This window comes from Caldicellulosiruptor sp. F32, assembly GCF_000404025.1.
Lineage (GTDB): Bacteria > Bacillota > Thermoanaerobacteria > Caldicellulosiruptorales > Caldicellulosiruptoraceae > Caldicellulosiruptor > Caldicellulosiruptor saccharolyticus.
In genome coordinates this window covers 13,104-36,589 of the sequence record NZ_APGP01000118.1, presented here as the reverse complement: position 1 = coordinate 36,589, position 23,486 = coordinate 13,104, and the positions used below count along the sequence as shown (strand labels likewise).

General features: G+C 34.7%; 20 protein-coding genes and 2 pseudogenes. 14 read left to right on the top strand and 8 right to left on the bottom strand.

What is annotated here, in order from left to right; all coding sequences use genetic code 11:
• Positions 1 to 212 (bottom strand): hypothetical protein (locus tag H964_RS10985; protein WP_039767622.1); only part of this gene is annotated, 212 nt, incomplete at its 3' end.
• 427 nt (positions 213 to 639) lie between these two features.
• On the opposite strand from H964_RS10985, the gene H964_RS10980 reads away from it, so the two are divergent.
• Together H964_RS10980 and H964_RS10975 are read left to right on the top strand one after the other, a co-directional pair.
• Complete coding sequence (locus tag H964_RS10980) at positions 640 to 1,380, top strand: hypothetical protein (RefSeq protein ID WP_039767619.1); 741 nt, start codon at positions 640 to 642, stop codon at positions 1,378 to 1,380.
• 89 nt (positions 1,381 to 1,469) lie between these two features.
• Positions 1,470 to 2,345: a hypothetical protein gene (locus H964_RS10975; RefSeq protein WP_156823688.1), complete on the top strand. Its 876-nt coding sequence runs from the start codon at positions 1,470 to 1,472 to the stop codon at positions 2,343 to 2,345.
• An 85-nt stretch (positions 2,346 to 2,430) separates the two neighbouring features.
• Here the strand turns inward: H964_RS10975 and safA are convergent, their stop codons facing one another.
• A complete protein-coding gene (gene safA / locus H964_RS10970; protein WP_039767616.1) occupies positions 2,431 to 3,042 on the bottom strand; it encodes a SafA/ExsA family spore coat assembly protein in 612 nt (203 codons plus the stop codon).
• Between the two features lie 268 nt (positions 3,043 to 3,310).
• Positions 3,311 to 4,051: pseudogene (locus tag H964_RS13595) on the bottom strand (IS30 family transposase).
• Positions 4,052 to 4,258: 207 nt separating this feature from the next.
• Between H964_RS13595 and H964_RS10960 the strand changes: the two are divergent.
• Positions 4,259 to 4,669: a BlaI/MecI/CopY family transcriptional regulator gene (locus tag H964_RS10960; protein ID WP_039767615.1), complete on the top strand. Its 411-nt coding sequence runs from the start codon at positions 4,259 to 4,261 to the stop codon at positions 4,667 to 4,669.
• On the opposite strand, the pseudogene H964_RS10955 reads toward H964_RS10960, so the two are convergent.
• Positions 4,666 to 5,663, bottom strand: a pseudogene (locus tag H964_RS10955) (IS256 family transposase); the annotation flags it as partial. The gene H964_RS10960 and the pseudogene H964_RS10955 sit on opposite strands and share 4 nt — an antisense overlap.
• Here H964_RS10955 and H964_RS12560 point away from each other — a divergent pair.
• Complete coding sequence (locus tag H964_RS12560) at positions 5,642 to 5,845, top strand: hypothetical protein (RefSeq protein ID WP_039767613.1); 204 nt, start codon at positions 5,642 to 5,644, stop codon at positions 5,843 to 5,845. The pseudogene H964_RS10955 and the gene H964_RS12560 overlap by 22 nt on opposite strands.
• Before the next feature lie 107 nt (positions 5,846 to 5,952).
• Here H964_RS12560 and H964_RS10945 read toward each other — a convergent pair whose 3' ends face one another.
• The 4 genes from H964_RS10945 to H964_RS10930 form a co-directional block, all read right to left on the bottom strand.
• Complete coding sequence (locus H964_RS10945) at positions 5,953 to 7,095, bottom strand: TIM barrel protein (protein ID WP_039767612.1); 1,143 nt, start codon at positions 7,093 to 7,095, stop codon at positions 5,953 to 5,955.
• Positions 7,096 to 7,145: 50 nt separating this feature from the next.
• Positions 7,146 to 7,943: an alpha/beta hydrolase gene (locus tag H964_RS10940; protein WP_039767611.1), complete on the bottom strand. Its 798-nt coding sequence runs from the start codon at positions 7,941 to 7,943 to the stop codon at positions 7,146 to 7,148.
• A gap of 103 nt (positions 7,944 to 8,046) precedes the next feature.
• Positions 8,047 to 8,346 carry a DUF1634 domain-containing protein gene (locus H964_RS10935; protein ID WP_011916702.1) on the bottom strand — a complete coding sequence of 100 codons (300 nt, stop codon included), beginning with the start codon at positions 8,344 to 8,346 and terminating at the stop codon, positions 8,047 to 8,049.
• 1 nt (position 8,347) lies between these two features.
• A complete protein-coding gene (locus tag H964_RS10930) occupies positions 8,348 to 9,175 on the bottom strand; it encodes a sulfite exporter TauE/SafE family protein (RefSeq protein WP_039767609.1) in 828 nt (275 codons plus the stop codon).
• A 183-nt stretch (positions 9,176 to 9,358) separates the two neighbouring features.
• Between H964_RS10930 and murB the strand changes: the two genes are divergently transcribed.
• The 10 genes from murB (at position 9,359) to H964_RS10880 (ending at position 23,409) form a co-directional block, all read left to right on the top strand.
• The gene (gene murB / locus H964_RS10925) at positions 9,359 to 10,291 is read left to right on the top strand and encodes a UDP-N-acetylmuramate dehydrogenase (RefSeq protein WP_039767608.1); all 933 of its coding nucleotides are present in this window, start codon (positions 9,359 to 9,361) and stop codon (positions 10,289 to 10,291) included.
• Between the two features lie 21 nt (positions 10,292 to 10,312).
• Positions 10,313 to 11,185 (top strand): RNase adapter RapZ, encoded by an 873-nt coding sequence (rapZ, locus tag H964_RS10920; RefSeq protein ID WP_083931533.1) that lies wholly within the window; start codon positions 10,313 to 10,315, stop codon positions 11,183 to 11,185.
• 5 nt (positions 11,186 to 11,190) lie between these two features.
• The gene (locus tag H964_RS10915; protein WP_039767607.1) at positions 11,191 to 12,507 is read left to right on the top strand and encodes a gluconeogenesis factor YvcK family protein; all 1,317 of its coding nucleotides are present in this window, start codon (positions 11,191 to 11,193) and stop codon (positions 12,505 to 12,507) included.
• 43 nt (positions 12,508 to 12,550) lie between these two features.
• On the top strand, positions 12,551 to 13,528 hold the full coding sequence (whiA, locus tag H964_RS10910) for a DNA-binding protein WhiA (protein WP_039767605.1): 978 nt from the start codon (positions 12,551 to 12,553) through the stop codon (positions 13,526 to 13,528).
• Positions 13,503 to 13,796 (top strand): HPr family phosphocarrier protein, encoded by a 294-nt coding sequence (locus H964_RS10905; protein ID WP_039767604.1) that lies wholly within the window; start codon positions 13,503 to 13,505, stop codon positions 13,794 to 13,796. Before whiA ends, H964_RS10905 begins: the two co-directional genes overlap by 26 nt.
• A gap of 94 nt (positions 13,797 to 13,890) precedes the next feature.
• A complete protein-coding gene (locus tag H964_RS10900) occupies positions 13,891 to 15,126 on the top strand; it encodes a homocysteine S-methyltransferase family protein (RefSeq protein ID WP_039767603.1) in 1,236 nt (411 codons plus the stop codon).
• A gap of 24 nt (positions 15,127 to 15,150) precedes the next feature.
• Positions 15,151 to 16,965 (top strand): bifunctional homocysteine S-methyltransferase/methylenetetrahydrofolate reductase, encoded by a 1,815-nt coding sequence (locus tag H964_RS10895; RefSeq protein ID WP_039767602.1) that lies wholly within the window; start codon positions 15,151 to 15,153, stop codon positions 16,963 to 16,965.
• Positions 16,966 to 17,068: 103 nt separating this feature from the next.
• Positions 17,069 to 17,566: a hypothetical protein gene (locus H964_RS10890; RefSeq protein WP_039767601.1), complete on the top strand. Its 498-nt coding sequence runs from the start codon at positions 17,069 to 17,071 to the stop codon at positions 17,564 to 17,566.
• A gap of 301 nt (positions 17,567 to 17,867) precedes the next feature.
• Complete coding sequence (locus H964_RS10885; protein WP_039767600.1) at positions 17,868 to 20,516, top strand: 3'-5' exonuclease; 2,649 nt, start codon at positions 17,868 to 17,870, stop codon at positions 20,514 to 20,516.
• Between the two features lie 37 nt (positions 20,517 to 20,553).
• Positions 20,554 to 23,409, top strand: coding sequence for a UvrD-helicase domain-containing protein (locus H964_RS10880; RefSeq protein WP_039767623.1), 2,856 nt, complete (start codon positions 20,554 to 20,556; stop codon positions 23,407 to 23,409).
• Positions 23,410 to 23,486: the final 77 nt, after the last annotated feature.

The following is a 23,486-nucleotide window of genomic DNA, read 5'->3' as shown; positions in this document are numbered from 1 at the left end:
CCACCATTTGAAAAATAATTTTTTCTTATCTTATCACCATTTTGAGATGGAATAACTTCTGTTTTCAAAATTACTATATCGCTTTTGTTGTTCTCAGATCTACTTTCAGCAACAACAATATTCAACTTGTACAAAATAGGAACTAAAAGCAAAAATAAAATTAATATTGTTGCTTTCAGAATTTTACAATTGGTCATTTTTTTAATTTGCATTACAAATCAACTCCTTTCTTAGATTAAAAAATTATAATCCCTCTTAAGGTTTTACCCACTAATTTTCAAACATTTTCTAATCACCTCTTGAGTAATTTATTTTTTAATATATTATACCACACATGTACAAATACTACAATTGTAAGATTAAACAAAAAAAAATAAATGCATTCTCTCAATTTTTTGGCAAAATATTATATTATTAATTCTAATAAATGATTTTTTCAGTATAAAAGCAACGTTTTCAAGAAATATGTGTTATAATATTGACAGGGTTGGTAAAAGAAAATTTATGAGAGAATATATAAAGCATGTAAAGGACACAAAGATTTACTAAATAACAACGTAAAGTAAAGATTGCCCAGATAGTAACAACCTTCTTTAATAAAGTCTCTCTTACTAAACCGCAAATGGGAGGGATACAAAAGTGACAAATATTAATGCAAAGAAATTAATTATTAGTTTTGTAACTCTATTTTTAGTAATTATTGTTAGATTCTGCATTGTAAATGATATTGCAAAAGGAGAAAACGTAACTCAGCAGACTAATACACCTGTCAAAAAACTTTATGAGTTAAAAGTTGATAAAAAACTTCAATGTTATTTTGACAAAAATTATGCTTACATCAAACTTCCACAAGATTTTTTAAAGAAAAGTATTGATATTAAGATAAGAATTTACCGAAAAAATAAAACCACCGAGGATTATTATTTAACACTCTACCAAGTTAATAATCAAACATTTAGGTACAAGATAGATGGTAATAATGTCAATAAAGTGGAAGCTTATCCTTTAAATAAAAAAATCGGTATTTCAATAACAGAAGTTACGTGGCTACAAAATTCCGTTTTTGTTGATGTTTACAAAGAACCAAAGTCAAATATAAGTCCTGCGTTCATAGTTGTCCGTGGATATAATCAAAACAATGAGCTGTGCTATGTTTCATCAATGAATATTAGAAATCTTTCAGAAGGAAAGGAAAGGCTGGATATAGAAACAGATACACCTTCTGATCTTGCATATATTGAAGCATACCTTGAATATGCAACCATTAAGTCAACTCGGGTGGTTGATTGGGCTTATGACAAGATTGAAAGAAGAGTGTATGTCACGGCAACATATTATGAGCCATATTTTGAAAAGATTTCGAAAAAAAGGGTATCATAGATAGAGATCAAATGTATGACCGCTATTTGTATTTGAAACTTAATGGGTTCGACTTGAATGGTAAAAAAATAGCTTTGAGTTCTCGAAACATGGTTTTTGATATTAAGAAACTAATTAGAACAGAAGATTATGTTATTGATACATGTATTGCACAACTTAACTTACCAGAAACTGTTGTGCCTGACAAATGGGAGGTTGAGTGTTTTACACATGAAAGGTTCAAAACTATTGAGAATAAAACTGATTCTTCATACGTTGTGGACTGGTGCTTAGATAAAGCAGGGAATTTATACATTGTAACTGTGAATAATACAAAAAAGGATATGCAGTTTTTAGTAATAAGAGGGTACGACGACAGAAATAACAAGATATTTTTAAGCTCAAGAAATGTCCGGTTAAAACCGCAGACTATTGACACAAGTGTTATTTCAGGTGTGCCTACTTATTTGAAAAATATTCAGGTTGAAATTGTACAAAACAAATCTATGCCTTCATTTGTTGTTGACTGGTGTTTGAACAAGCAAGGTAATTTGTATATAGTTGGCATAAATAATTCTGAAAGAGATGATAACCTGTGGGTAAAGATAGAAGGCTATGACCAAAAAGGGCAAAAAATTTGGGTGGGTTCGAGAAACTTTAGAGTCCGAAAAGGAACAATTGACACTTGTATCGTAAATAATATTCCTGCATATGTTAAAAAAGTTAATGTATCAATTTTGCCTGAGCAGGATGGTGTTAAGATTCAGGAAAAGTTATTCGACAGAGAGCGAAGAAAATTGTATATTATTATTACAAATTATGGAAATGACAAAAATATAAAAATTCAAGTAAATGGTTTTGACGCAAATGGCAGGCTTGTGTACAAAAGTATGTATAATGCAAATGCAAAAAGTAATATTGTGGGAGCGCATACGATTAACATATCGAATAGCAAGATAGAACGAGTAGAAATAAATGTAAAATAAAAAACAGGGGACCATTTTTAAAAATGCTCTTTTTGGTCCCCAGTTATTAGTTTTCGGTATCTTTATGTTCGTAGATTATCAACTATTAATATGGTCTCATAAACATCTGTGTCCAATACAAAACTCCATTACTCTTTTTTGCAACCCCAACACCAATCTCAGTAAAAGAAGGGCTTAGTATATTTGCCCTGTGACCAGGGGAAGACATCCATGCTCTTACAACTTCTTGAGCACTCCTTTGCCCGTATGCAATATTTTCACCAGCAGCCATGAACTTTAGTCCAAAACTTTCCATCATTTTAAAAGGTGAACCGTAAGTAGGAGAGTAGTGCGAAAAATAGTTTTTGTTTGCCATGTCTTGAGATTTAAACCTTGCTACGCGACAAAGCTGCCAGTTTGTCTTCAAAGCAGGAAGTCCTACCTTTGCCCTCTCTTGATTTGTCAGTTTAATTACTTCATTTTCTAAGACATTTAAATTGTTGCTATTTGGAATATTTATCTTTTGCCCAGGGTATATAAGGTTAGGATTTTTAATTTGAGGATTTGCTTTCAAAAGTTCGCTTATTCCAATTTGGTTTTTAACAGCAATACTCCAGATAGTATCCCCTGCTTGAACTGTATAAGTTTTTGTTTGTGCAAATGCTGTTGAAAATGATAAAAGAACTATAATGCTTAAAACTGCTAATGTTTTTCTCATAAATTTCACCTCCCCATTTATTAGTTTCTTAAATTGTTTGTAAAAATATAAGCAAAGATTTGCTAATTCCAAGGTACGTAATTCAATTTTCTAAATTGCAATATTAATGCAACACTTTTTTAAAATGAACCGAAAATTGTAATATGATTAACACGACAAACTGTGTATGATAATAGTTGCGAATATATGCCTGCTTCCCAGCAGGAAAGAAGAAAGCTGTCATTTTGTGTTATATATTCTCCTATTTGGATGGTATCTCCTATACCACCTACAAAAACTTCTCTAATGTATCTGCTTCACATATTCCCTTCATTTCCTCTAGAAACTTTTCTATGCTACTTTTGTAGTTAAACATCCTTCTGGGAAGTCTATTGCAAAAATCTTCAACTCCTCTTTATAGCTTCTTTTGATATTTTGCTTATTTCTTTTCCTTTGGGTAAAAAACGCCTTATCAATTCTATTTGCCCGCTCGTTTGTTCCTCTCACATATGTGAATATGGGTGTGTATAATATCCTTCCGACCCTAATTCATTTAAGACTTTTCCAAGCCTACTTGCTTCACTACCATTGTCGCTTGTTACACTTTTGAACACTCTATTGAATTTCTCTCCCATCTTATCTTTGCTAAATCCAAGCTTTTGCCTACAATATTCAACAACTGTAATAACATTCCATTTATCTTTCAGTATCTTTTATTCTACAAACTTCAAAAGTTTTTCCACCTCTAAAAGTTTGTTTTTCCTGTTACGCTTTGCTTCTTAATATCTCATACACAACTTTACCTGTTTGAGCAAAGTATTTTTCAAATGTTACTTGTGTCAGTTTCTCATTTGAGTGGTTATTCTTTGTTTTACTTCACGTAAAATTGTACTTGCACTTTTTATGAAGCTCCTTTGTTATCTCTCTTATGCCATATCCCAATTTCTAATAACTTTTCTATAATTTCTCTTTCTGCTTAACTTAGGTGTTTAAATCTTCTTCTCTTTGTGGTATGATTATCATAGGTCATAACTTCAAACCTCCTGTGTATGGTTTTGTCTTTTTATACTGCTATCATACACAGTTTGAAGCTATGGCTTCAATATTTCTTACCTTGTTGCATTTAATTTTACAACAAACATATAAAAATTTTTGTTTAAAATACTTGACAATTATAATTAACAAGTGTAAAATAAAAACATAAACTACACATGTAAAAAAGGAGTATACAAAAATTATGAAAGAAAAATCATTTCCAAAGATTTCGAAAGCAGAGTTAGAGGTAATGAAAGTGGTATGGAAAGAAAATAGAGTTTTGAGTGGCAGGGAGATTGTAACAAAAGTGATGGAGACAAACAAGAAGTGGCATAAGAATACCATATTCACTTTAATTGATCGCTTAGCTAAAAAAGGTGCTCTAAAAGTAGAAAAGAAAGGGAAGTTCAATTTTTACACGGCAAGTATAACTGAGGAGGACTATAAAAAGGAAGAAGCAAGAGATATTTTACAGAGGATGTTTGGTGGGTCTTTTAGAAATGTAATTGCAACTTTTTTGGAAACTACTAATGTGAGTAAAAAGGAGATAGAAGAGATAAAGAAGATGTTAGATGAGAAGGGATGCTGCAAGTATGATAATGGAAGTTTTTAAATGAGTGATGGGAATGTCGAGACTTGTCGAGAATTTTGTATATCCAATTCATAGCGTAATTTGAAGAGTTGTAAGATTTCGTAAGTGTAGTGTCTAATAAGAGGTACTCCATTTTTCCATTTACCTCGCTTAAAGTTCTCTCTTTGAAAATAAATATTAATCTCAAGAATCTCTGTTGATTGAAAATATCCGCCCGATTTCATTCTTATCTTTTCAATTATACTATTTATGCTCTCTACTGCCTCAGTTGTGTAAATATGCTTTCTAATCTCCTCAGGATAATTTATATGAACAAAGTAAAACTCAGCTTTTTCTAAAAGTCCTTTTAAAAAGCGAGGATATTTAGGAAGGTATTCATTGCAAAGTTGATTGAATCCAGAGACAGCTTCATCAACATCAGAAGAAGATAATCTTATTTTATCTAATTCTTTATTGAATTTTGAACTATCTTCTTTTGTCATATCTCGTTTTACATTACGTTGCAGGTGGGCAAAAGCAAACTTAAGCTCAGCTCAAGAGCAAGCGATTTTGACAGCATCTATTTATTGATAGGGAAGTCATCGCTTACAATTATTAAGACTTTTTTAGGACCTCTTGTTGATTAAATCTTTAAAGACTTTCATCCTATCAGTTTTGTTTTCTTTGCCAAAGAAGGTGTAAATGCCAAAGATATCTTTTTTGCTATCTAAAATCGATGCCGAGAACAACATAGCAGGTAGCCTGTTTGACTTTTGAATTGTCCCTGATTTCACAGTGGTAGCCATCAATTTAAAGTAGCGAAGACATTTTCGGGCAACTCACGTTATTTAAAGAGCTGGAATTCGTTTTTAAGGTCATTTTTGATTTTAGATATTTCCTCCTCTGAGTAAGGTAAGTCAAGGTTTTTAAGGGTTTGGATTAGCAAACTTTCAGAGTAACTATTGGCAACCAAAGACATAAGTAAATCGGTGTAAGATGAATCGACTCTTTTATATGACTGTGGCAAGACAGAAGGATAGAGTAAAGGCAAAGATTAAAAAGCCAAATCACTTTTCAAAGATTTCAGAAGGTATTGCCATTGTAGAGGATGATAAAGGTTTAAAGGGTTTTTATGTATTTAGTTCAGACAAAAAATTAGATGTAGATAATGCAAAAACAGAAAGGTGGTATTTAAAAAATCTCAAATTGTTTCAATAACTTTAATAGTGTCATTTTGGAAGGAATATACAATTTTTAACAAGAAAGGCTGCAAGAAGAATTTTTCTCTTGCAGCCGAATTTTTAAGCTCTGATTTTAATTGAGTTTTACCTTTCCACCTTTGGCATAGGTGATAAGATTGAAGTGTTATTTGCCCTTGCTCTTATCAAAATTGCCTCAAGTAAGCCTCTATTTTTGTGTGGCTTTTCTGTGCATGCGATTATATCCTCATGTGGCAGGTTATTAATTCTGTCATTCATTGCTTTTATCGCATCAATCGAGTTTATAACAGCTCGCTCAACTGGCATTCTCTCTGGATTTATGTCAATTCCAAAATATCCCCTGTAGCCATACATCTTCATGACATAAAGTGCTGCTTCTGCCTGTTCAGGTGAGATAACACCGACGTTTAAATCTTGGTCATAATTTCCAAGTGGTTGGCTGTTCCAGTGTGTATGATAGAGCTTTCCATACTCAAGTGCAAGTGAAAATGCATACGCCAAATCCTCAAATCCCATCAAAACATGTCCAACCTCAGGATTAAGACCCACTAAAGAGTCATCCTCTAAAATCTTTTTGTTTTCAGGGTTTTGCAGCAATTTTTCAACCTTTTGTGCAAGAAGTATACCTTCGCCAGTCAGCCCGTAAATTATTCTTCCTCTTGGCTCATATGGTTTTGGCTCAATTGCAACCTTTACACCTGGCACAGCATCCATTGCCTCAGCAATACCTTCAGCAAACCTGTCTCTCATTCTTATAAAGTCAATTCCAAATTGGTTTTCGTATCCATCTCCACCGGGCCAGATGATACAAAATTCACAGTCAAGCTCTTTGTTTAGCATCAAAGACGTTTTAAGTCTCTCGATAGCCTTTTTTCTTACTTCTTCAATGGGTGAGGCGAGTGATGAAAATTCGAAATCGTTTTCATAGAACAAATTAGGAATTACTGATAAAATCTTTATTCCTGTATCTCTTGAAAACTTTTTGTAAAGCTCTAAGTTGTCTTCGTTAATTTCGTTTGGATAATGAGCCTCTAAAGCGCAAACTCCATAGTCTTTAAGCTTTGCTATGATTTCAAGTCTTTCTTCAATTGTTTTTGGTTCGCCAAGTGGTGCATGGAATCTGCTTGGATGGTCTGAAAAATACCAGATACCAACAGAAAATTTAAGGTCAAGCTCAAATGTCTTAAGGTGCTGAATCAGCTCATCAACGCTTCTTCTTTTCATCTGATAGCTTGTGTTTTCAAGCATACTCAAAAACCTCCTTTAATCTATTATGAATTTTAAATTACTGCCGAATTTCAAAGTGCTTTTTCAATAAATCCAATGCTCTCAAGCCACATTTCACAAAGCTTTGTCCAAGCCTCAATATGAGGCGTGTCTTTAGCAAGTCCAAGGCCATGTCTTCCATGTGGGAAGATGTGAAGTTCAAAAGGTACGTTGTGTTTTTTTAGCGCCATTGCGAACAAAAGAGAATTTTCAACTCTAACTGAACTGTCGTCACTTGTGTGCCACAAAAAAGTTGGTGGTGTTCTTTCAGTCACCATGTTCTGGGAAGATAATGTCCAAACCCAAACAGGGTCAGGAGAGTCACCTAACAAGGCCTTTTTTGAGCCATCATGTGTAAACTCTGCCATGCTAATAACAGGATAGCACAAAATCATGCAATCTGGCCGACATGACACCCTTTCAACAGGGTCATTGCTTTTCTTGTCACCCTGGTCAAAGAGAGTACCTACTGTTGATGCCAAGTGCCCACCTGCCGAAAATCCCAAAACCCCAATTTTTTTTGGGTCTATGTTCCATTTTTTTGCATTGTATCTCACAAGCCTTACAGCTCTTTTGGCATCAAAAAGCGGAACTGGATGTTTGTAAGGTGATACCCTGTAATGAAGCACAAAAGCTGAAATTCCAATACTGTTTAACCACTTTGCAACAGGTTCGGCTTCATGTGATGCCCTGTGTGTGTATCCCCCACCTGGAAAGACAATTATACATGAGTTTTGCTTACCATTTTCAAGTATGTAGGGTTCTAAATATGGTACAAATCCATTTTGGGGGTCAAAAAGTGGAACATCTTTTTCCCACAATGGTATCATGAATCCGCTTTCACCCTTTTGCCACCTTACTCTCTTCTACAACATTATAATACCATTAAAATAGAAATTTGCAAAGTACAATTTTAAGATTAAATCACGACTTTTAAAACCTCAGAGAAACTACAATATTGCTCAAAACAATAATGACAATTATAGCCAGGGTAATTACAAAGTAAATCAAATCCTTTTCAAGAAGGAACATAAAGAGAGAGACCACCAATCTTGCAAATGGGGTTAAAAAGAGTATATAGAGCCCCACCTTTATTATTAAACTTGCAACCTTAGCATTAACTAAAATGTGTGCTAAAAGTCCAAAAGAGATTACAGCAATGCTAAGTACAACCCCAACCCTTAAAATCAAGCTTATTACCTTTTCTATGTCCAAGCTTTTTTTACTTTCCATTTTATAACAACCCCTTTTTTATCATCTCAATTGATGTGTAAATTAGGATGATGGCAAATGCAACTTTTAGGTATTTTGACTTTATGTACGGCATGACCTTTGCGCCAATTAAAGAGCCGCCTAAAACCCCTACTGCAACAGCACCACAAATGTCATAGACTATATCCCCTCTTGCAAGATATATGCTAATACTTGCTAAGGCTGTCACGCCCATCATGAAATTGCTTGTTGCAGTTGAGACCTTAAAAGGAAGTTTCATTATTGTATCAAGAGCCAGAACTTTAAATATTCCACTTCCAATTCCCAAAAGACCAGACAAAAGCCCTGCAAATGTCATCATCAAAAAGCCCCAGAAGGTGTTTTGGGCGCTATAGGTTATTTCTCTGTTCAAAATTTTGTCATAGTAGCTTCCATAGAGCTTTAAAATCTTTGTCCATTTTGTTGCTTGGCTATATTCTCTTGGCTTTTCATCAGACGTTCTGTTTTTTATCATTAAAAAAGAGTTGTAAAGAAGAAGTATTCCAAATATTACAGACAAAATCTTTGTGGGTAAAAAACCGCTTAAAATTGCTCCAAGTACACCGCCAATGACTGTTGCAAGCTGCAAAAACATTCCAATTCTAAGATGCGTGAGCTTATCTTTTACATACGCAGAGGCAGCACCAGATGACGTTGCAATGACAGACACAAGCCCAGCTGCTGCTGCCTGGTGCATGTTAAGTTTAAATACAATTGACAAAAAAGGAATTACAATAAGCCCGCCGCCAATTCCCAAAAGTGAGCCAATAAATCCAGCTATTATTGATACTACCAATACTTCAAAAATCATTTTTGTACACTCCTCAAAAGTTTTCTGCAAACTCAAAGGCAGGATAATTACTAATAACTATTATTATACCACCAATTTCCTAAATAGGTGATTAAAAATTTGCCTCTTTTCAAATAAGGAATTAAAATTTTTGTCTAAATATAATATAATAAATGTTGAAAAGATAGTATTCAGGTGATTGATGTGAAGTTTGAAATAGGCCTTGAAAAACTCAATATTGAATTTTCAAAAGACAAGCTCTTAAAAGACTTCACAACATTTAAAATCGGCGGGAAAGCAAGATATATTGTTTTTCCGAAGAATATAGATGAGCTAATTAAAATTATACAGCTTGCCAAAGAAAATGGAATTAGTTGGCGCATAGTTGGAAATTGCTCCAATGTCCTTGTTTCAGACAAAGGTTTTGATGGTGCCATAATTACCACAACTAAGATGGATTTTTTTAAAACAGAAAAAAATTTGATTGAGGCAGAATGTGGGTGTATGATTTCTCAGGTTGCAAGAAAAGCATGCGAAAATGGCTTGAAGGGCTTGGAGTTTGCAGTAGGCATTCCTGGTACAGTTGGCGGTGCTGTATATATGAACGCAGGCGCATACGATGGTGAGATAAAAGATGTGTTTGAATGTGCGGAGGTTTTGGATGAAAATCTAAACATCCTTAAACTTGGAAAGTCAGATATGAGATTTTCATATAGATACAGCAGACTAAAAGAAGAAAAGCTGATTTTGCTGAAAGCAACTTTTCGCCTGCAATATGCGGGGGAGGAAGATGTCCCGCCCATAGAAAAAGCAAATGAATACAACCAGAGAAGAAGAAAAAAACAGCCGCTGCAGTATCCAAGTGCAGGCTCCATTTTCAAACGTCCACCAGGGAATTTTGCAGGAAAGCTTATAGAAGATGCAGGCTTGAAAGGATATAGAGTTGGCAATGCTTCTATTTCTGAAAAGCATGCAGGTTTTATAGTAAACTTAGGTGATGCCTTAGCAGAGGATGTAAGAAAACTTATTTACCATACACAAAAGACTGTGTATGAAAAGTTTGGGGTACTTTTAGAACCTGAAATAGAGTTTATAGGCGAGTTTGAAACGCCACTTTTTGAGATACCCATAAAATAGAAAACAAAAAGGGTGATCTTGTTGGAGACAGTGATAATAACCGGAATGTCTGGTGCTGGTAAGAGCTTGGCAATTAGGGCATTTGAAGACATGGGATTTTTTTGTATAGACAACCTTCCTCCACAGTTTTTGCCCAAGATTGCTGAGCTTGCAAGTGCAAGCAATGACAAGATTTCAAGGATTGCAGCAGTTATTGACATCCGCGGTGGAGAGCTCTTTGATGATTTCAAGGATGTTTTAAATGATCTCAAAAAAGGGACATACAACTTCAAAGTTCTCTTTTTAGACGCGCATGATAATGTATTGGTCCAAAGATATAAAGAAACAAGGCGAAAACATCCTCTTAGTTTTGAGAGTGACGGCAGCATTTTAGAGGCCATCCAAAAAGAAAGAGAAAAGCTTGAGGATATAAAAAGATATGCAGATTTTATCATCGATACCTCTACTCTTTCGCCGAGGGATTTAAAAGAAAAACTTTTTGAGATTTTTTCTGCCCAAAGATCTCGGGAAACTATGTTAATAACAGTTATGTCTTTTGGTTTCAAATATGGACTTCCTTTGGATGCCGACCTGGTATTCGATGTGAGATTCATTCCTAATCCTTTTTATATAGAAGAGCTAAAACACAAGACGGGAAAGGAAAAAGAGGTCAAAGAATATGTGCTAAAGTGGGATGTGACAAAGGAATTTTTAAAAAAGTTTTTTGATTTAATTTTATTCTTAATACCAAATTATGCAGAAGAAGGGAAAGCACAACTTGTAATTGCAATTGGCTGCACTGGTGGGAAGCATCGATCTGTTACGATTGCTGAAGAACTTTTTGAGCTTATCAAAAATAATGGATATAAAGCGTCCATTTTTCATAGAGATATAGAGAAAGATATAAAAGGGTGACAGTCATGATATTTGATTTTCTAAAACCAGGGATATATATAAAAAGATGGATTTTGTTTATGGTTTTGTGCATTTTATTGATTTCAGCGTCATTGAATAGATACGTTGAAATCTTTAATTTTACCTTAGAGCTTCACCTATCCCTCAGGATAGCATTGTTTATAGTTGGAATTTTACTATTTTTCCTTTCACTGATGGGGTTGATAAGAGGTTTTATCAGGCTTTTGAATAGAAGTCTTCCTTATCGTATAAGTCAAAAGACAATCTTTGATGCTATCTATTCAAAAGGTTTTTTAGAAAAAGGACCAAGAATTGTTGCGATTGGTGGTGGAACAGGTCTTTCGACAATGCTAAGAGGTATAAAAAATCTTACTGCCAATATCACAGCTATTGTCACAGTTGCAGACGACGGTGGTGGTTCAGGAAAGCTCAGAGAAGATTTAGGTATGCTACCGCCCGGTGATATCAGAAACTGTATTTTAGCCTTGGCAAACACAGAGGAGATAATGCAAGAGCTTTTAAACTACAGGTTCAAGGAAGGAAGCCTGAAAGGTCAGAGTTTTGGCAACCTCTTTTTAGCTGCAATGACAGGCATTGCGGGAAGCTTTGAAAAGGCAGTAAAACTTATGAGCGAGGTCTTGGCAGTAAGAGGAAAGGTCTTGCCAGTTACGCTTGATAACATAAATCTTTGTGCTGAGCTTGAAAATGGGCAGGTTATTGTTGGTGAGTCAAGAATACCTGATGTTGTAAAACAAACAAGAAGTGCAATCAAGAGAGTCTTTATCACACCTTCTGATGCAAAGCCAAACGCAGAGGTTTTAGAAGAAATTGAAAAGGCAGATGTTATAATAATCGGACCGGGAAGTCTTTATACAAGCATAATGCCAAATCTACTCTTTAACGAGGTGGTTGAGAGTATAAAGAGGAGCCACGCAAAAAAGATTTACATTGCAAACATCATGACACAGCCTGGCGAGACAGACGATTATACCCTTTATGACCATATTCGTGCAATAGAGGACCACTGCAAAGGCAGGATTTTTGACATTGTAATTGTAAACAACCAGCCAATACCACTTGATGTGCTTCAGCGCTATGAAGAAGACGGTGCAAAGCCAGTCTACGCTGACAAAAAGACAAAAGAGGATGGGTATGTATTAATCGAAGAAGGACTTTTGAATATATCAAATGGACTAATTCGTCACAACTCAGCAAAATTGGCAAGGGTTATTAGCAACCTTATCTATGGGAAAGACGTCATTCATGAGTATAAGTTAGGTTATTTTAGACTGAAAAATCTTAGCAAGCCTTTTAGAGGCTGAACTTAACTTTTTCTCAAGTCGCTTTTTTGGGGGAGAAGAAAAGATGTCGTTTTCGTCGTCTGCAAAGGCAGAGGTCTCAAAGAAGCTAATGCAGGCTTCTTGCTGTAGAAAAGCTGCTATTGCTGCCTTTTTGAAGTTTGCAGGAGTAATATATCAGTCAGAAGGCATATTTTCTTTTAAGGCTTCATTTGAAAATGCCCAGACAGCAAGAGCATTTTTTCTTCTTATAAAAAATGGATTTTCCAAGCACTGCGAAGTTACAATAAAGAAGAACAGTAAGCTTAATAAAAACTATGTTTACACCATAATTTTACCACCAAGTACTGACAACTTGCAGGTTTTAAAAGAGCTGCACTTTGTGAAGAAGACTTCAAAAGAACACATTTTAAGTTTTTCTCTCAAAGAAGAGCTTGTTAAAAAAAAATGTTGTAAAAAAGCATTCCTGCAGGCAACGTTTTTGTCATGCGGTTCAATAACCAACCCTGAGAAGATGTATCATTTAGAGTTTGACATGAAAACAAAAGAAGATGCTGAATTTTTACAAAAGATTTTAAGGTCGTTTGAGTTTGAGGCAAAAATTGTTGAAAGAAAGTCCCATTATGTAGTATACTTAAAGGAAGGTGAACAAATAGTAGATTTTTTAAATATAATTGGTGCACATGCAGCTCTTTTAGAGCTTGAAAATATTAGGATTGTCAAAGAGCTGAGAAACAATGTCAATCGTCTTGTCAATTGTGAGACTGCCAATTTAGAAAAGACTATAAATGCCTCAATGAGACATATTGAGAATATTGAATTTATTGAAAAGACCATTGGTATTGACAGTCTTCCGGAAAACTTGCGCGAGATTGCAAGGCTTAGGATAAAATACAAAGATGCCTCACTAAAAGAGCTTGGCAGTATGCTCAAAAACCCCCTTGGCAAATCTGGTGTCAATCACAGACTGAGAAAGATAGACAAAATTGCCGAGGAACTTAGAAAAGGAGGAATATTGTATGCAAAGCCTTCAGATGAAAGTTGAAAATTCTCAGGGTATCTCATCCAGAGGTGCAGCGCTTTTGGTTCAGGTTGCAAGCAAGTTCAAGTCCATCATTTGGATAGAAAAGGATGAAAAAAGGGCTAATGCAAAGAGTATCATGGGTCTGATGTCGCTCATGGTAAACTATGGAGATGATATAACAATTATTACAGAAGGCGAAGATGAAAAAGAGGCGTTAGATGCCGTTGTTATGCTTATAAACTCTGACTTTAGTGAAGAGGTTGCAAAAGAAATTACACAAGAAAAATAAAGTGAGATATGGATTATCAGAGGCTGCTTAAAAGTGTTTTTTTTTAAGCAGCTTTTTTTAAAATTTTGAAAAAGAGAGAGGATGGGATGCCATTTTGTTTAAAAATGATGTTTACAAAAAGGTTTTAGTTTTTGACGGTGCAATGGGCACTCAGCTTATTCAAAACGGGCTAAAAGGAGATGAATGTCCAGACCTGTGGTCTTTGACAAAGCCGGATGTTATAGCAAAGATACACAGGGGCTATTTTGAAGCAGGCTCTGACTGCATTGAAACAAACACATTCGGTGCAAACAGGGAAAAACTTAAAAAGTACGGGCTTGAAAATAGGGTAGGGGATATAAACAAAGCTGCCGTTTTGCTTGCAAAAGATGTTGCAAAAGAGTATGGAGGGTATGTTGGACTTTCTGTTGGGCCTACGGGAAGGCTGATGAGGCCATCTGGTGACTTGGACTTTGATGAGGCAGAGGCTGTATTTTATGAGCAACTTTTAGCAGGAATTGAGGCGGGAGCTGATTTTATTTCTATTGAGACAATGTCTGACATAAAAGAGGCAAAGGCTGCATTTTTGGCGTACAAAAAGGCAAAAGAAAATGCAAACAAAGATGTTGCTTGTTTGGTTTCTTTGACTTTTGAAGAGAACAAAAGACTACTTATGGGCACGCCACCTGAGGTTGCAGCTTACTTTTTTAGTTTTATTGGTGCAGACCTTGTTGGTGCAAACTGCTCAGGCGGGGCAAAACAGCTTTTAGATGTTATAAAGTCTATGAACGGATTTTCATTTGTACCACTGTCCACGAAGCCAAACGCAGGACTCCCTAAAATGATTGATGGAAAGGTTATATACGAGGATTGTATAGCTGATTTTGAATCTTCAACAGAGGAATTTATCCAAAGCGGTGTTAGACTTTATGGTGGTTGTTGCGGTACAAATCCTGAGTATATAAAGGCAATTGCAAAGCTTGTAAAAGGCAAAAATATCTTGTTTGAAAGCATGGCAGAAAAGAGGTTTATAACTTCAATATATTCAATTTTAGATGTGTCGTCTAAATTTAGTGTTTATGAATTCAAACTCACAAATGACTTTTCACAAGAAAGTGTCTTTGAGCTTGTTGGCATTGAAGAAGATAGTATACTTGTTGACATTAACGAAGGTGTAGAGATAGATGTCTTGAAAAGCTTCTTGGTTGAATCACAGGACTTTTCAAAAAAGCCTTATATATTTAATATCAAGACAAAAGAGCAAGCAGATTTAATTGACAGATACTATTTTGGTGTGTATGGTTCAGTATCGAGCCTTTGTGGCAGCAGCGGAATCAAAGTGGAGATTTGAGAGAGAAGATGAGGAGGGGCTGGATTGAAGAGCTTTAGAGAGTTTTTGAGTCAGCAAGATATTGTGCTTTTTGACGGTGCAATGGGAACAGAACTTTTAAACAGAGGCTATAACAAAGATTTTCCACTTGAGTGGGCAAACATCTCAAACCCAGATCTTGTAAAAAGTATTCACAACGACTACATTTTAGCAGGAAGCCAATGTATAGAGACAAATACATTTGGTGCAAATGAGTGCAAACTAAAACTTTACGGTTTTGAAGGGCAAGTTGAGAAAGTAAACAGAAGCGCTGTAAAACTTGCAAAAGAGGTAGCAGGGCAAACAGCATATGTTATTGGAAGTGTTGGACCTCTTGGAAAGCCGGTTGGCAGTGGATTTGAGATAGACGACAAAAAAGCAAAAGAGGTTTATAAAAGGCAGCTTTATTTTCTTTTAGATGAAGGTGTGGATGCTATTCTGTTTGAGACAGCTGCATCCACACATGAAGTTTTTATTGCGATTGAAGCTTTAAAAGAGCTTGACAGTAACTTTCCATACATTGTCCAGTTTTCATTCTCAAGAGAGCTAACTACAGTGTACGGTGAGGACATTTACAGGGTTATAGAGTTCTTAAAAAACCTTGATGCAGATGTGGTTGGCCTTAACTGTGGCAATGGTCCACACCAGACATTAGAGGCTTTGAAGATATTTTCCCAGCATTTAAAAGGACCATTTTCAGTCCAGCCAAATGCAGGCTATCCTCAGCTTTTGCAAGGAAGGCTTGTATATTCAACTTCTGCAAATTATTTTGCTTCGTTTGTAGATGAGTATGTAAAATATGGGGCAAAGATAATAGGTGGGTGCTGCGGAACAACACCTGAGCATATAAAGGCTATAAAAGAGAGGATAAAGACAATTAGCAAAAGTATAGAAATTGAGGTTATTGAAAAAAAAGAAGAACAAAAGAGTATTTTGAAAGACACACCTTCTGAGCTTTCACAAAAACTTGGTAAAAAGTTTATCTTTACAGTTGAGATAAGTCCACCAAAGGGAATAGAGCTTGAAAAGACAAAAGAAGGTGTAAGACTTTTAAAAGAGGCGGGGGCAGACACGGTAAATATTGCAGATTCACCAATGGCAAGAGTGAGAATCTCACCGATTGCACTTGCGCATATATTAAAAGAAGAGCTTGGGGTGGAATCAATACTTTACTTTACATGCAGAGATAGAAATCTTATTTCTCTTCAATCAGAACTTTTAGGTGCAGCAGCATTGGGTGTTAAAAATGTTTTGGCACTGACAGGTGACCCACCATCAATTGGCGATCATCCACAGGCAAAACCTGTTTTTGATGTTAACTCTGAAGGACTTGTACTCATTTTGAACAAGCTCAACAGCGGGACAGACTACATGGGGAATCCAATTGGCAAGGCGACAAACTTTACAATTGGCGTTGCATTAAACCTTAACGCAGATGATTTGAACAAGGAGATTGAGAGACTCAAACGAAAAATAGAAAATGGGGCGCATTTTATAGAAACTCAGCCAATTTATGAGGTGGAGAGCTTAGAGAGGTTTTTTGAAAAGGTGGATTTTAAACTGCCGCCAATTTTAGGGGGTGTTTTGCCTCTCAGGTCATCAAGACATGCTGAGTTTTTGCACAACGAGGTGCCAGGGATAACAATACCAGATAAAATCCGTGAGAGGATGAAGAACTCAAAAGACCCTGTAAAAGAGGGAATAGAGATTGCCTGCGAGATTGTTGATAGAATAAAAGGGATGGTCTCAGGGATCTATATAATGCCACCTTTTGAAAAATATGAGATGGCAGCAGAGATTATAAAGAGGTTTAGGACTTGAAAAGGGTTGTTATAATTGTGGAATAATATTGAAATTATTCTATCGTTATGTTTAAACCAATTTGATAGAATAATGCGAGGATAATTTAATGGGGGTTTTTATGATGTCAGAAAGAGAAATGTTAGAAAAGATATTGGAAGGTATTGGAGAGATAAAGACTGAGGTGAGTGAGGTCAAATTAAGACTTGACAGAGTTGAAGAGAGGCTTGACAGAGTTGAAGAGAGGCTTGACAGACTTGAAGCAAGGGTCGACAGGCTTGAAGAGAGGGTAAGTAGGCTGGAAGAAAAGGTAAGTAGGCTTGAAGAGAGGGTTGAAGAGTTAGAAAAACAGGTTGAGCTGCTTGACAAAGAAGTTTATGCTCTGCGCCAGACAGTCCAAGAGAATACCAACAGCATAAACACACTTTACAATGGCCTTGCTTTTTTAGTAGAATTTAGAACCCAGATGTTAAATTTCAAAGAAGAGATGACAGCTTTTAAAGATGATGCTAAAAAGAAGATAGAAGATTTAATTGTAACAAGCAAAGCCACAAAACAACTTTACGGTGAGCATGACGTGGACATAAAGATTTTGAAGCAGAAGATTGGGATGGTCGTTTGAGATAAAAAATGCTCAGACAGATGGTCTGGGCTTTTTTATTTTTTAGTTTATGAGAGATAGGATATTAAAGAAGGCAAAAGATAAAAAGAAATAATTGATAATCGACTTTGTTCGACAAATTTGTATAAAAAATGTGGGTTATAATATTTCATAAATAATAATAGCAAGTACTTTGTATCAAAACTTTTTCTCCATACCTATCGATAAAGAATATAAGCTTTTGCAGATTTGGTACCAAAAAGAGCCAAGCTTGAATATTTCCAATTTTATAATGAGAAATAATGGGAAAGGAGAATTACCTATGAAAAAAACCTACCTTCTCAAAAATCTAAGTTTAAGCCTTTTGGAGAACGTAAAACCTAATCAGCTCATAATCCTTCCACGACGCTTTAGCATAAAAAAGCTAAGAGAAAGGGTTGTTGAAAAAAATGGAGTTTTGTTTGACATTGACATATTCACATTTGACGATTTGCTAAACGCGCCAAAAAACGAAATTTTAAAAGAGAGAAAATTTATTTCAAGAGAGCAGGAAATATTAATAGTTTTTAACCTTTTAAAACAAATCTTCAAAGGACAAAAAGACTTTGAAAATGTGTTGACGTATGAATTTGTAAGCCAGGTTTTGTATCTTTTAAATCTTATGTTTTTGGAGTCAAAAGAATATCCTTCTTTACCATCTTCAATTTCTTTTGAAAAGTATGACTGGTTAAAACTTCTTTTTGCAAGATATAAAGAATACCTTGATAAAAATAATCTTGTTAACTTTTCATATCTTCAGGATTTAGCAATTCGGCTTTATGAAGAGGAAAAGATTGAGCTTAAAAAATACGAGAGTGCAAAGATTGCATTTTTTGTTGATTTTAGAAGTGATCAAAAAAGGCTTTTAAAACTACTTTCGAGAAAACTTTCCAGCATAGAGATTTTCCTTCCCTATTTTGATGACGTTGAACTTTGCCAAGAAAATGTTAAATTTCTTGAAGCTCTTGGATTTGATATTATCTTTGGCTTTCCATCTACTTCTGTGTTAGACATTGCAAAAAATACGTATGATTCAAATAAGAACTTTTTAAAAGCTTTTTCATATGGCAATATTAGTCTTGAGGTGAATGCTCTTGTAAAAGAGTTAAAAAAGGACTGTATTGAAGGCAGAATTGACTTTAGCAAGGCAGCAGTTGTTGTGCCAAGCATAGATAGATACAAAGATATTTTAGCAAAAACTTTTCAGGAAGAGCTTTTGCCCATAAACCTTGACTATCAAAAAAGTCTTTTAGAGTTTGGATTTATCAAGTTTGTCTTGGACCTGATAGAATTTTTAGGTTCTGAATTTGATAAAAAGAAATTTGAAAGTCTTGTTACTCACAGATTTTTGAACAAAGAAGAAGCAGACTTTGAGATTTTGTTTGAAAAAATTAAAGACATTTATATTATGGATTTTGATCAAATAGGAAATGTACTGGAGGAGCTTGAGTTTTTACTTAGTATATTTTCTTTTGATGAAGAAAGAGAAAATCTTGTTAAAATCCAGAGAGTTTATAATCGAATAAGAAGAATAAAAAAGGATTATGAAACATCGCCAAAACCATATAGTTCATGGCTTTTGCAAATCAAAAAAGTTTTTGAAAGGCTTGGGATAACAAAAACTGCTGAATTTGTAAACGATATTGAGTTTTTAAAGGCATTTTATGCCTTGAATGAGGTTTTTGAAAATGGCTGTAAAAGTAGCAGCGAGTTTCAATTTGACTATACATTTGAGGAGTTTCTTGATATATTTAAGACAGTCCTTTCACAGAAGATGGTAGATGTTTCTATTAAGATTTTAAATGGGATAGACATTCTTCTGCCACAGGACGCGATAGGTTCTGACTATGAAAAGGTGTACTTTATAGGGCTATCAGATGACATTCTGCCAAAGCCAAGGCTTGAGGGCTTTTTGATGAATAATCAGATAAAGCTTGAGCTTGGCCTTGATGAGATAAAGGATTTTGATTACAACTTTCAAAAGGAATTAGTAAGTTTCAGAAGTATTCTTAATTCCTATGAGGTTTATATGTCATACCCACGCTTTTATCAGCAAGATCTTGGCAAAAGTCCGTTTTTGGAATTAGAAGGAATTGATATTGTTGGAATTGAAAACAACTATTTACCAGACCGTGAAATTGTTACTCATAAAGAGTATAAGCTAATTAAAAATGCAAACAAGGTTTCAAAAAGTCAAGATGAAAAGAGGATACATGTGCCAGAAATTGTCCAAATCAAAGACAGAGAGCTTATTTATCTTTATGAGTGTCCTTTGAAATTTGCATTCAAAAAATTCTCAGTTGACCAGATAAAAGATGATGATTCTTTCTTTTCTTCAAACTTGAGGCTGCTTTACATATGTATCCAGAAAATTTTGTCTTGTGATCAGCCACAAGAGACCTATAATTTTATTCTCCAAAACTTAAGATATACTGCAAATGATGCCGTAAAAAGGAAATCTGCAGAAAATATATTGAAGATAGCAATTGAGATAGCTGAAGGAATGTTCAAAAATGGCGTAAAAGAGTTTATTCCACAAAACATTGGACAGCACAATCTTTTAATAAGACAAAACTTTGAAGGGTTTGAGGTTCAGCTTTTCCCAAACTTTGCTATAAAAGTAGGTGATGAAGAGATTTTCGGATTTGTAAAAGCAAAACATTCAAATAAATGGAACGAAATAGACAAGCTCTGGCTTGCTAAGAATGTTTTTAATTTGGAAAAGGTTGCAGCAATATTTCTTTATGAATCGCCAAGGTTTGTGATATATGAAAATAGCTCTCAAGAAGGGATTGACAGACAATCGCAGGAGTGTCTGGAGACTTTAAAAGACCTGCTTCAAAGGCTTAATGACCCTGAACTTTACCAAAAAAACCTTCCAGTAAAAAATTGTTTTAGATGTGAGTACAATCATGTATGCATTTTATATTGAAAATTCTGAAGAACATAAAAAGGGGAAAGTGATTAAAATGCCAAAGGTATCAATGTATACTGCCTCTGCCGGTTGTGGTAAAACAGAGAGAATAGCAAATTTGTACGTAGATTTGATAAAGCAAGACAAAGCCCTGCCACAGCAGATAGTGGCAATAACATATACAGAAAAGGCTGCAAGAGAGCTAAAAGGCAGGATAATCTCAAAAGCACGCCAAAGAAACATTGACATCATGACAATTTCAAAGATTCAAAGTTCACATATAAAAACAATACATTCTTTTTGTATTTATCTTTTGAGGTTTTACTGGATGAGAGCAAAAGTTGATGCAAACTTCAAAATAGTGCCTGAACTGAATGCACTTTATTACAAATTCATAGACAATTATCTTTCGGTTGTTCCAATTGTTTTGGATAAATTACCATTAGAAAAGTTTTTTATTGAAGAATATTTTCATCTTCTTCAGGGCTTGATTGAAGAGTATTCGAATTCAGCAAAGTACATTCAAAAGACAATTCCTTTAGACCCAGAGGTTACCTATATCTTTGACCACATAGCTGAAATGTTGGACAGGGAATTTTTGAGAGAAATAACTTACGACCTAATTTTGGAGAAGGCTGCAAAGCTTGTGCAAATTCCTGAGGTCAAAGCCGATATAAATTCTAAATTTAAATACCTCATTGTTGATGAGTTTCAGGACTCAAACTTTTTGCAAAAAACAATCTTTGAAAATATTTGTGAGAACATAATCTATGTTGGTGACAAGAAACAGTCTATTTATCGTTTTCAGGGTGCAGAACCTGTTGTTTTTGATGAAGCAGCAGAAACTTCAAACATAATTTATGAGCTTGACACAAACTACAGAACAAACTTAAGTTTAGGTCAAAAAATTGATGCAATTAGCAAAATCCTTTTTCCTGATTACAAGCCTCTTAAATATTTCTACAGTGCAGATGGTTTTTTGAAGATTGTTGAAATTTTAAATCCAACAAGTGAAAATAGAATTATTAATGAAGCCCACTTTGTTGCAAAGACAATAAAAGAAATGGTGGAAAATGGATTTGAGATAAGCATTGGTGGCGCACCAAAAAGAAAGGTTAAATACTCTGATTTTGCAATTCTTTCAAGAAAAATTCAGAGTATTGCGCACATTTACAAAGAGGTTTTTGAAAAGTATAACATTCCACTTGAAATTAACTTCAAAAGAGGGCTTTTACAACAAAGAGAAGTTGTACCTCTCTGGGGACTGTTGAATGTGCTTCAAAACCCTTATAAAAAATCAGCTTATATGCAACTACTTTTAAACCCAATTTTTGGTGTAAATCAGCATCAAGCGCTTTTTAGCACTATAGAGCAGCTACAAGACCTTGTTCCTGATGATTTAAAAGATTTCATCTCAAAGATACGGGAAAACCTTTATATTAAAAAACTGTCTGAGATTCTACACGAGTTTGAAGAACTTTTTGAGTACAGTTGCAAAGTCTACAACATCTTTGGCAAACCGGCATATGAAAATGTCAGATTATTTTATGATCTGGTAGAAGAGAGCGAAAGCTTTTCGGTTGATGATCTGGAGAAATTTATAAATCTTGAGAACGAAAGGTTTCAGTTTGGTAAAAGTTTGAGTGATAGTAGTATTTTGATGAGCATTCATTCAGCAAAAGGCTTAAGTTTTCCAATTGTGTTTTTAGTAGGTCTTGGTGAAAGTACACAGGGACCAGTTATGAGAAATCCAAAACTAAAAGGTAGCTATAATGTTCAATCCAAGGAATATGTAATAGCACCTATATGGATGAAGGATAAGTATAAGGAGGTAAAGGACATTGCAAGTGTTCAGGACAAACAAGAGCTAAAAAGGCTTTTCTATGTTGCAATAACAAGACCAATAGCAGGACTTTTTATAGTAAATTCAACTGTAAAACCTGTTGGCAAAAAAAGAGGTGGCTCAAAGTCATTTGCTGATGAGATTGAATTTTCCAAAATTATTGAAGCAGCAAAAGAAATAGGCATTGAATATGAGAAGATTGATTTAAAAGATAACGAAAAATTGGAAAAAGATTTTTGCAAAAGCTTTGAGGTTCATACCAAATCTTACCTTCCAACCACAATCATGAAAGATAAATTTGAAAACAGATTCAGGTATCTATCACCTACGCACATAATAGATTTTAAAAACTGCAGGGCACTTTTTGCTTTCAAGTATATAATGGGCTTGCCCGTTTTTGATGAGGCAAATACAAAACTTGAGCTCTCTTGCAATGCAAAACTGCTTGGTACGACCGTCCACAGAGTACTTGAACTTACATCGCTTGACAAGTTACATACTCTTGCTCAAAACATAGCCTTGGCAATGGCAGAAAATGGATTTGAAGATGAAAACTTAATCAGGAATCTTGTTTACAACTTTTTTGAAAGTCCATTCGTAAATTCAATCAAAAATAAGGTAGTAAAGGAAGAAAGTGAAGCGCCTTTTTATTTAAAGCTGGGTGACCAAATAATATACGGTATAATTGATAAAATTTATCATCTTCCTGACAAGATTTATCTTCTTGACTTTAAAACAAACTTGCATTTTGACCACAATAAATTTGAAATGTACATTCCACAGTTATTTATTTACACAAAGGCAGTGTTAGAAAGAGAGCCGAAAAAAGATATACATTCATCCATATGTTGGTTAAGAGAAGGCAAGATGTTTGAATACAAAATGGCAACTCAGCATCTTGAGGATGTTCTGAAGACAATTGATGAAATACGAAGTATCAAGACAAAAGAGGATGTTTTAAAGTTAATTGAAGAGTCTATAGTGAAAAAAGATTGCACAGGCTGTGATTTTGAATTTTACTGCAAAGATGAGCAAAACATGATTTTGGTCAGAAAAAAACTTGAATAAATCTTCTTTTTTTCTTTTTTAACCAATTAAGAGGTTTGCAAATTTTCAAGTTTAAAGGTTAAAATAAAATACGCGCA

Bases quoted from the DNA above. Each gene is read 5' to 3' on its own strand.
- H964_RS10975 (WP_156823688.1), top strand. From the start codon at position 1,470: ATGGTTTTTGATATTAAGAAACTAATTAGAACAGAAGATTATGTTATT.
- H964_RS10945 (WP_039767612.1), bottom strand. From the start codon at position 7,095: ATGCTTGAAAACACAAGCTATCAGATGAAAAGAAGAAGCGTTGATGAG.
- H964_RS10940 (WP_039767611.1), bottom strand. From the start codon at position 7,943: ATGATACCATTGTGGGAAAAAGATGTTCCACTTTTTGACCCCCAAAAT.
- H964_RS10915 (WP_039767607.1), top strand. From the start codon at position 11,191: ATGATATTTGATTTTCTAAAACCAGGGATATATATAAAAAGATGGATT.
- H964_RS12560 (WP_039767613.1), top strand. From the start codon at position 5,642: ATGACTGTGGCAAGACAGAAGGATAGAGTAAAGGCAAAGATTAAAAAG.
- H964_RS10890 (WP_039767601.1), top strand. From the start codon at position 17,069: ATGTCAGAAAGAGAAATGTTAGAAAAGATATTGGAAGGTATTGGAGAG.
- H964_RS10885 (WP_039767600.1), top strand. From the start codon at position 17,868: ATGAAAAAAACCTACCTTCTCAAAAATCTAAGTTTAAGCCTTTTGGAG.
- H964_RS10930 (WP_039767609.1), bottom strand. From the start codon at position 9,175: ATGATTTTTGAAGTATTGGTAGTATCAATAATAGCTGGATTTATTGGC.
- H964_RS10905 (WP_039767604.1), top strand. From the start codon at position 13,503: ATGCAAAGCCTTCAGATGAAAGTTGAAAATTCTCAGGGTATCTCATCC.
- H964_RS10935 (WP_011916702.1), bottom strand. From the start codon at position 8,346: ATGGAAAGTAAAAAAAGCTTGGACATAGAAAAGGTAATAAGCTTGATT.
- whiA (WP_039767605.1), top strand. From the start codon at position 12,551: ATGTCGTTTTCGTCGTCTGCAAAGGCAGAGGTCTCAAAGAAGCTAATG.
- safA (WP_039767616.1), bottom strand. From the start codon at position 3,042: ATGAGAAAAACATTAGCAGTTTTAAGCATTATAGTTCTTTTATCATTT.
- H964_RS10960 (WP_039767615.1), top strand. From the start codon at position 4,259: ATGAAAGAAAAATCATTTCCAAAGATTTCGAAAGCAGAGTTAGAGGTA.
- H964_RS10880 (WP_039767623.1), top strand. From the start codon at position 20,554: ATGCCAAAGGTATCAATGTATACTGCCTCTGCCGGTTGTGGTAAAACA.